This is a genomic window from Chitinophaga sp. CCNWYY40 (genome assembly GCF_037483205.1).
Lineage (GTDB): Bacteria > Bacteroidota > Bacteroidia > Chitinophagales > Chitinophagaceae > Chitinophaga > Chitinophaga ginsengisegetis.
Genome location: NZ_JBBHLF010000011.1, coordinates 89,950 through 97,504, shown reverse-complemented (window position 1 = coordinate 97,504; position 7,555 = coordinate 89,950). Strand labels below are relative to the sequence as shown.

The window sequence follows — 7,555 nt, the reverse complement described above, 5'->3', positions numbered from 1 at the left end:
AGCATTTTCGACCTGAAATGTTTGTTTTTTGCATGTTTTACACTTTTTTAAGTGTAAACCTTTTTCAGGACGTGACCATGTCAGAGCCGTTCCGTGAGCTTCACCGTTACGGCATCCCCGGCTTCTTTTCCCAGTAGCTTTCTTAGTTCCACTTTTACAGGGAGCTTGTGGGTACCATCTCCCAGGGCCATAAACGAGCTCTGAAAAGGGTGGTTGTCGATGGTGCCTTTTACCTTTACCAGGCCACGGGTGCCAAAAAATGCCACGGAATCGGGCCATATCACGTAGGTCCAGCCGCCGGTGTTGGGGCTTTTTTGTAGTGTTGCGCTAAACTGCTTGTTCAGCTTGCCTTTTGCGGGTGCTTCTTTTACAGTTGCCATATGAATATGATTTTGTAAGATAAAGGTAGCGCCGTTGCCGCAATGTGAGGGTTGGTTAAAACGACATTCTTAGGGGCGATTTGCGACAATTGTGAGATTAGGGAATCAATGCTTAATTTGTTGCTGGTCAAATATCGCATAATGTCATATCTGAAGATCTGTTGCCTTTTCTGTGTTTTGTATCAATCTGGTACCGATACCCGGCATATCACGGAGCGGTACCAGGAAATAAATGCCCGTATCGGAACGTACCGGCAGGTAGTAGTTGATACAGAAGAACGAAGTACAGAGGGCGGAGAGGTGACAGGTTATTTTTCGGGAGACAGTATTATGCTGATCACAGAGGACGTTTACGGGGAGATGGGAAAAAAGCGGACCGAAATTTACTACGATCATGGGACGCCGGTATTTATTTACAGGCGGGATTATCATTACAGCATTCCTATGTACGACAGCACCTTTAGCAATGCAAATATCAGTGTGGAAGAAGACCGGGCCTATTTCCGGAAAGGTAATATGATCAAATGGATCAATAAGAAAAAAGTCCCGCTCACAAAGCGGGACCCATCTTTTACAGCTTACGAGCAACGGTTGCTGAAATATGCGGCGCGACTACATCTCCGGCTCAACCCTTCATAACGCCACTCAATGCTTTCCGGCTATCAACCTTGCCTGCGGACATGGCAGTCAGGCTATCGAGGAACGTAACGGTTAATTTATCTCCTTCAAATACACATTGAATCCTGTCGCCATGCAAGGTTTCCACGAAGCGAAGGTTCAGCTGCAGCGTGTTGTTGTTGATCCAGGTAGCGGTGCCTGCTACTTTGGTGGGCTGATGGTTCAATCCCACTTCAGGGAATTTATAAAGCTGCCGTTCCTTATTCAGCATCCATTTTTCCCAGCCTAAGCGGATACTGGCAACGCCTTCGGCTGTTTGCGTGCTCCAGGTACAACCGGCCGGTGAAAAGTCGAACTGCATGGAGGTGGCATTAAAATCGTTTTTATCGAGTGTCCAGGTTTTGCGGTTGTACCGGGAAGACGTGTCGTTGGCAGTGTTGCCTGTAACTACGGGCAGGGCTAAACGACCCAATGCTGTTTTCAGCGCGGCCTGTTCCGAAGGATTATCCGGCAGCACGCCATCGTGAAGAGCGGGCAGCAGGTGTTCCCAGATGATGTTAAGGGATTGCTGCATGTCGGCGGTTTGACTGGTCACTGCCAGCACTGCATCTTTACCGGGCATTACAATACAATACTGACCGAAGGCGCCGTCGCCGCGATAGGCGCCATGCCTGCACTGCCAGAACTGGTAGCCGTATCCCTGGGCCCAATCGCCGTTGCCTTGTTGTGAGGATGTTTGGTAACCGGTGGCATCTTTTACCCAGCTTTCGGTGAGTAATGTTTTGCCATTCCATTTTCCTTTTTGGAGATATAGCTGCCCCAGTTTTGCGATGTCTGTTGTTTTAACACGGAGGCCATATCCGGCAGTATTCAATCCCTGCGGAGAAGTTTCCCAGTCGTACCCGGTAATATCCAGCGGCTCAAACAGCCGGGGAGCGAGGTATTGTTCCAGCGTTTGCCCCGTAACGGCATGGAGGATGGCTCCGAGCATATACGTAGCGCCGGTATTGTACAGGAAATGGGTGCCGGGTTCAAAGTCAACAGGTTGTTCCAGGAACGTTTGTACCCAGGTTTTATTTGATTTAAGCATTGGCGGCATAGTATCTGCGCCGTTGCCGGTGTTCATGGTAAGCAGGTGCTTTACCGTCATTTTCTGAAGATTAGATGACGGATTAGCCGGTACGTCTTTAGGGAAAAATGAAACGACGGGGCTTTGAATATCCAGTTTGCCTTCTTTTACCAGCATGCCGATTGCGGTGCTGGTAAAGCTTTTGGAGAGAGAATACAGCGAGTGTGTAAATTCCGCTGCATAAGGATTCCACCAGCCTTCGGCTACAATATGCCCGTGTCGTAATAAAACAAAGCTATGCCAGCTGATGCCGGAGGCATTGGCCGCTTCAATAAAAGAAAGGATTCCGCCGGAAGATACCCCCTGCGATTCGGGAAGGGCATGCGGCAGCAGTACGGAAGGGCGCCATAGTTGACCGATAGGGCCCAGCACCGGAAGAAACCTGATTCCCGCAAGACCTATGCCTGCGTTTTTAATAAAATGTCTCCTGGATTGCATCGTGTTCATGGGAATTAAAGTGAAACGTGGAATGGTTGAATAAATTTACATCTTAATAACACCCGTTATACCACCGGAGCTGCATCTTCGGGGGCTTTGCGCCTGCCTGCAATTACCTCCGCTATAACAAATACGATCCCTTCTCCCACAAGGATCAACAGGTAATGCAGCGACCGCGTTTCATATTTCCCGGACACCCAGAAAAACAACAATGCGGAGAGGGCGCATACGATACCGGTTAATAAAAGGATCCATTTGGCAAACACCATTTGTTGATATGCTTTGTGTACTTCAGGCGTGGAGGGCGTTACATCCGGTTTTATTTTATTCAGCAGGTAGCCGTTTTCCATTGCATCAAACAACCAGGCGATGAGCTGGAGCCATGCGAGGCATTCAAAGAATATTTCGCCGGCGGGCGTCATCTTATCGGCTACCTGTATGCACAACAGGAAGATACTTCCGTAGAGAGCCGGCATGAAAAGGAAATCGACCCACAGCTGTCCGCGGAGGGCGGAAAGCGTGCGTGATTGTTGCGGCGCCGGCAACGCATAGATGCCTTTGATCAGCTCCGGAATTTCTTTGGAAGAAGCGGGAAACTGCAAATCGATGATACTGAACTTGCGCACCACTACATCCAGGAGATAAAAGTGCCGTGCCTGCCGGAGCATAATAAAAGCGGTGAGCAGCAACAGGGCTGCAGAAAAACATAACCAACACCAGGCATTTGCAATAACAGGTTCCATATTTATTTTTTGAGTTGGATTTGAAGATCTGTGCGGTCGTTTTTATAGGTATCCCAGTCGAATGTTCTTAAAAATTCACAGGCAGCTTTGGCGCCGAGTACGAACATGTCTATTTTATCTTTATCAGACAGGAAGAAGTTCAGCCAGTTATACTGATCGGACGACAAATCCACTTTTCCCACTCCGCGCTGATACACTTCATTTTTAAGCAGGAAATCTTTATCGTAGTAGTTACGGATGGTATTAAACATGCGTCCGAAATATCCTGTGAGCGACCAGCTGAAGGCATTCTCCTGTTTGTCCGCCGGCTTGCTGTCGTCCAGGTCGATCCCAAATGATGGCAACCTCGGCACCGTTACGTTGGCATTGAAAAAAATACTGATCGGGAAATTGGACAGGATGCCGCCATCAACGAAACGGGCAGTGGAAGGCGGCTGTGTGATGCCAAAAAATTTCTTCCATGCGTCTTTGATCCGGATATCGTCTGCCGGAATATCATTGATCATATAAGATTCAAAGAAGAGGGGGATAGACATCGACGCGCGGATAAATCCTGCGGGAGAGAGGGTATCCACATCGGTGCGGAACAGGGAACACATGGCCGGGAACTGGATCTTATTCTGGGTAACCAGTTCGGAGGCAATAAAGGTTACATCTCCCTTTAGTTCTTCCAGCCCGCTTTGATTGGGCACACGCAATTGCAGCGCCGGGCAGATAGCAGCTTTTCTATTCAGATCGCTCACTGTGGCCACCTGGTTTTCCAGCAGCAGCCGTTTGATCCAGTCATAAAAAACATCTCCCGGATTTATTCCATATCCTGAATTCTTCAGCCGTTTAAAGAGATCGATCACGTAGGAAATGCCGATGCCAAGCACCAGCGATAAAAATCCGCTGAGGATAAAACAGATACCGGTCCATACATACAATGCCGGGTATTTGCTGCTGAGTCCCACCAGCACTACATCTCCGGCTATCAGCAATGCAAATGCCGCCAGTACTACCAGCAGCTTATTTTTGGCTTTATCAATATAGTTTTTCCGGGTAATAAAATTTTTGATCAGCGTGCGTGCAGCAGGATGTCCATCTACCAGCGAAAAAAAATCCAGGTCGCAGATGGCCTGTAATACTTCCGCTGATTTTTTATCGGACTTATTTTTAATCACCGTCATCAGGGCGGTATTGATGGCGCCCGCGCTGGTGCCGGCCAGCCGGAGGAACCGGATACCCATTTCTTCCAGGATATAAGTATATCCCACAAGGGCAATACCAAATACGCCACCACCTTTCTGTACCAGGTTTACATATTGATGCCCTTCGGCATCCAGCACGTCAGATACAATCAGCGGTTTGCCACCACTGGCGGCAGGGTCAAAGGTTTTCTTTAAACTCTCCAGCTCCTCTATCACTACGCGGTTGTGAATAAAGTCGGATACGGTTAATTTAACAGGGTTTTTCGCCGGCATAATGTTATGTATAAGGGGTATCCTTCTAAATTAATCATTTTTTTGATTTTTTCATCCCGGGATAAGGTTGCAGAATCGTTGCCGATCGATTATATTTATCTGTTATTATTTTCCACGTTATTCAAATTGCTGCATATGCACCGGTCGTTCCTGTTATTCATTATTGGTTGTTGCGCATTCATGGGTCCTCTACGGGCACAGGAAATGTATGAAAGGGCCAACCGGTTTACCCGGTTGCTGAGTAAAGCGCAACAGGCGCAAACACTGTTTCCTTTTGACACCGGGGAGCGCTATCATTTTGCTTATGTGCCCCGCGACGACCGGAAGGGGATTTCTGTAAATGAGCTGAACCCTGCGCAGCGTAAAGCGCTCATGGCTTTGTTGAACACCGCGTTAAGCGAAGCCACGGTAAAAAAGGTGAATGATATTATGCAGCTGGACCTGGTACTGAAACAGCTGGAGCATCGGGAAGAAAACGATCATTACCGTGATCCGGGTAAATACTTCCTTACCATTTTTGGCGTGCCTGCCGCTAATACTATCTGGGGCTGGCGGTTTGAAGGGCATCATGTGGCATTTAATTTTTCGGCAGATAAAAAAGAACTGGTAGCCGGCACGCCGGCTTTCCTGGGGGCTAATCCTGCTATTGTGCTGGAAGGACCGCAAAAAGATAAAGAGGTATTGAGAGAAGAAACCACGCTGGCCTTTGACCTGCTGCATGCTTTATCCCCGGCGGAGTTACAGAAGGCGCTGGTAACCACCAAAGCGCCGGCGGAAATCATTACGGGCAACAGCCGCAACGCCATGATTGCACACCCGGAAGGCATCCGTTTTAAGGAGTTGAGCGCCGCGCATCAGCAGCTGTTACTGCAACTTATTAATGTGTATGTACACCGTTTTACCAAACTGTTTGCCGATAAAATGTTAAAGGATATTCAGCAGGATGGTTTGGATAATTTGTGGTTTACATGGGCGGGAAGTACGGTACATGCGCTGGGAAATCCTTGCTACTACCGTATTCAGGGACCAGGCCTCATCATTGAATACGATAACACACAGAATAACGCCAACCATATCCATACCATTGTACGGGACCTGAAAAACGATTTTGGGGGAGATATGCTGCTGGAGCATTACCGGGCGGCACATGCGAAATAATGCAGCGGATGTTGTCTTTAATTCTGAGAAAGAAAACATCCGCGGTAACTCTTACCTGCTTTGGGGCTTAGCTCTTATCGCTTCCAGCTCTGCTGCCAGCGCTCTTGCTTTGTCAGGATATTGTGTGGCCACATTGTGCTGTTCGTTGGCATCGTTGGTCAGGTGATAGAGTTGTGGCGCTGTATCGTTGCCCAGTTCAATATTTACATCCCGGTCGATTTTTGCGCCTTTTGCCGGCGATATATATTTCCAGTCGCCTGAAATAATGGCGAGGGTACCGGCGTGTGTAACCAGGTAGGGGCGGTTTTGACGGGATTTGCCCAGCAGCTGTTGCAGCATGTCGAAGCTGTCCGGCGCTTCATCCGGCTGTATGGACTGACCCGTTAACCGGGCAAAGGAAGCAAAGAGGTCCAGTTGACTGATAAGTGTGTTGGACGTTTGTTTTGCTTTGATGCCGGCAGGCCATTTAACGATGAAAGGCACCTTGGCGCCGGCTTCGAAGGCGCTGTACTTGCCGCCTCTCAAAGGTCCTGCGGGATGATGGTTACCAGCCAGCGCTGCTGCCTGGTCCAGGTATCCGTCGTTTAGCACGGGACCATTGTCGCTGGAAAAAATGATGAGGGTGTTTTTGGTCAGCCCCAGGCTATCCAGTGCTTTTACAATTTCACCTACGGTCCAGTCGAGCTGTAATATAGCGTCTCCTCTCAGGCCCATGCCGCTTTTGCCCCGGAACTGGCTATTGGGGTAGCGGGGTACATGGATATCGCCGCTGGCGAAATAGAGAAAGAATGGTTGCTGTTTATTTTTGCTGAAGAAGTCAATGGCTTTGCGGGTGATGATGCCTGCAATGTTTTCATCTTTCCAGCGGGCGCTGTTGCCGCCGCTCATCCAGCCGATCCTGCTGATGCTGTCCACAATGGTTTGGTTGTGTCCCTGGTGGGGATCGGGGTGCATGCGCAGCTTTTCGGGGTTTTCCAGCCCGGTAGGATCGTTGCCGATTTTATGTTTGTAATTTACTTCGATAGGATCATTGGGATCTGCATTCACCACGTGGTGATCTTCCACAAACACACAGGGCACACGGTCGAGTGTGGCGGGCATAATAAAGGAATAGGTAAATCCTGCTTCCAGCGGACCGGGGCTGATGGATTTGTTCCAATCGATCCCGGTGCCGTCGCCAAGACCCAGGTGCCATTTGCCAATAACGGCGGTCTGGTAACCGGCATCTTTGAGCATGCCCGGAAGGGTGCGGCGATCCGTAGGAAGGATCAGCGAAGCATCGCCGGGTGCGATGCCGGTATTTCGTTGCCGCCACGGATATTTGCCCGTTAAGATCCCGAAACGGGAAGGGGTACACGTGGCAGAAGTAGCATATGCATTGCTGAACCGGACGCCCTGTTGCGCCAGCCGGTCGATATGCGGCGTCCGGATCTTCTTCATGCCGTAACAGCTCAGGTCTCCATATCCGAGATCATCTGCATAAATAATAACGATGTTGGGTTTTTGCTGTGCAGATACTGTTAGCGAGAGTAGACCGCATAACAATCCGGTACTGATTTTTTGAATGAAATTCGTTTTTGTCATCAGGATAATTGTTCACTTTTAACCCCTGATAGCGGAGGGGTA

The 7,555-nt window shown here is 49.1% G+C and carries 7 protein-coding genes; 2 read left to right on the top strand and 5 right to left on the bottom strand.

Translation table 11 applies throughout. The features are described 5' to 3' along the window. Positions 1–80: 80 nt before the first annotated feature. Positions 81–380: a DUF1905 domain-containing protein gene (locus tag V7S65_RS31710; protein ID WP_336389554.1), complete on the bottom strand. Its 300-nt coding sequence runs from the start codon at positions 378–380 to the stop codon at positions 81–83. A gap of 141 nt (positions 381–521) precedes the next feature. On the opposite strand from V7S65_RS31710, the gene V7S65_RS31705 reads away from it, so the two are divergent. Further along, positions 522–1,019, top strand: a complete 498-nt coding sequence (locus V7S65_RS31705; RefSeq protein ID WP_336389553.1) for a hypothetical protein — start codon at positions 522–524, stop codon at positions 1,017–1,019. On the opposite strand, the gene V7S65_RS31700 is transcribed toward V7S65_RS31705, so the two are convergent. The 3 genes from V7S65_RS31700 to V7S65_RS31690 are packed head-to-tail and all read right to left on the bottom strand — an operon-like array spanning position 1,006 to position 4,771. Continuing rightward, positions 1,006–2,574: a serine hydrolase domain-containing protein gene (locus tag V7S65_RS31700; RefSeq protein ID WP_336389552.1), complete on the bottom strand. Its 1,569-nt coding sequence runs from the start codon at positions 2,572–2,574 to the stop codon at positions 1,006–1,008. The genes V7S65_RS31705 and V7S65_RS31700 overlap by 14 nt on opposite strands. Before the next feature lie 56 nt (positions 2,575–2,630). After that, entirely contained in the window at positions 2,631–3,308 is a 678-nt protein-coding gene (locus tag V7S65_RS31695; protein WP_336389551.1) for a hypothetical protein, read from the bottom strand. A gap of 2 nt (positions 3,309–3,310) precedes the next feature. After that, positions 3,311–4,771 (bottom strand): patatin-like phospholipase family protein, encoded by a 1,461-nt coding sequence (locus tag V7S65_RS31690; protein WP_079472352.1) that lies wholly within the window; start codon positions 4,769–4,771, stop codon positions 3,311–3,313. 135 nt (positions 4,772–4,906) lie between these two features. On the opposite strand from V7S65_RS31690, the gene V7S65_RS31685 reads away from it, so the two are divergent. Further along, a complete protein-coding gene (locus V7S65_RS31685; protein ID WP_336389550.1) occupies positions 4,907–5,929 on the top strand; it encodes a DUF3500 domain-containing protein in 1,023 nt (340 codons plus the stop codon). A gap of 51 nt (positions 5,930–5,980) precedes the next feature. Here V7S65_RS31685 and V7S65_RS31680 read toward each other — a convergent pair whose 3' ends face one another. Beyond that, the gene (locus V7S65_RS31680; RefSeq protein WP_336389549.1) at positions 5,981–7,513 is read right to left on the bottom strand and encodes a sulfatase family protein; all 1,533 of its coding nucleotides are present in this window, start codon (positions 7,511–7,513) and stop codon (positions 5,981–5,983) included. Positions 7,514–7,555: the final 42 nt, after the last annotated feature.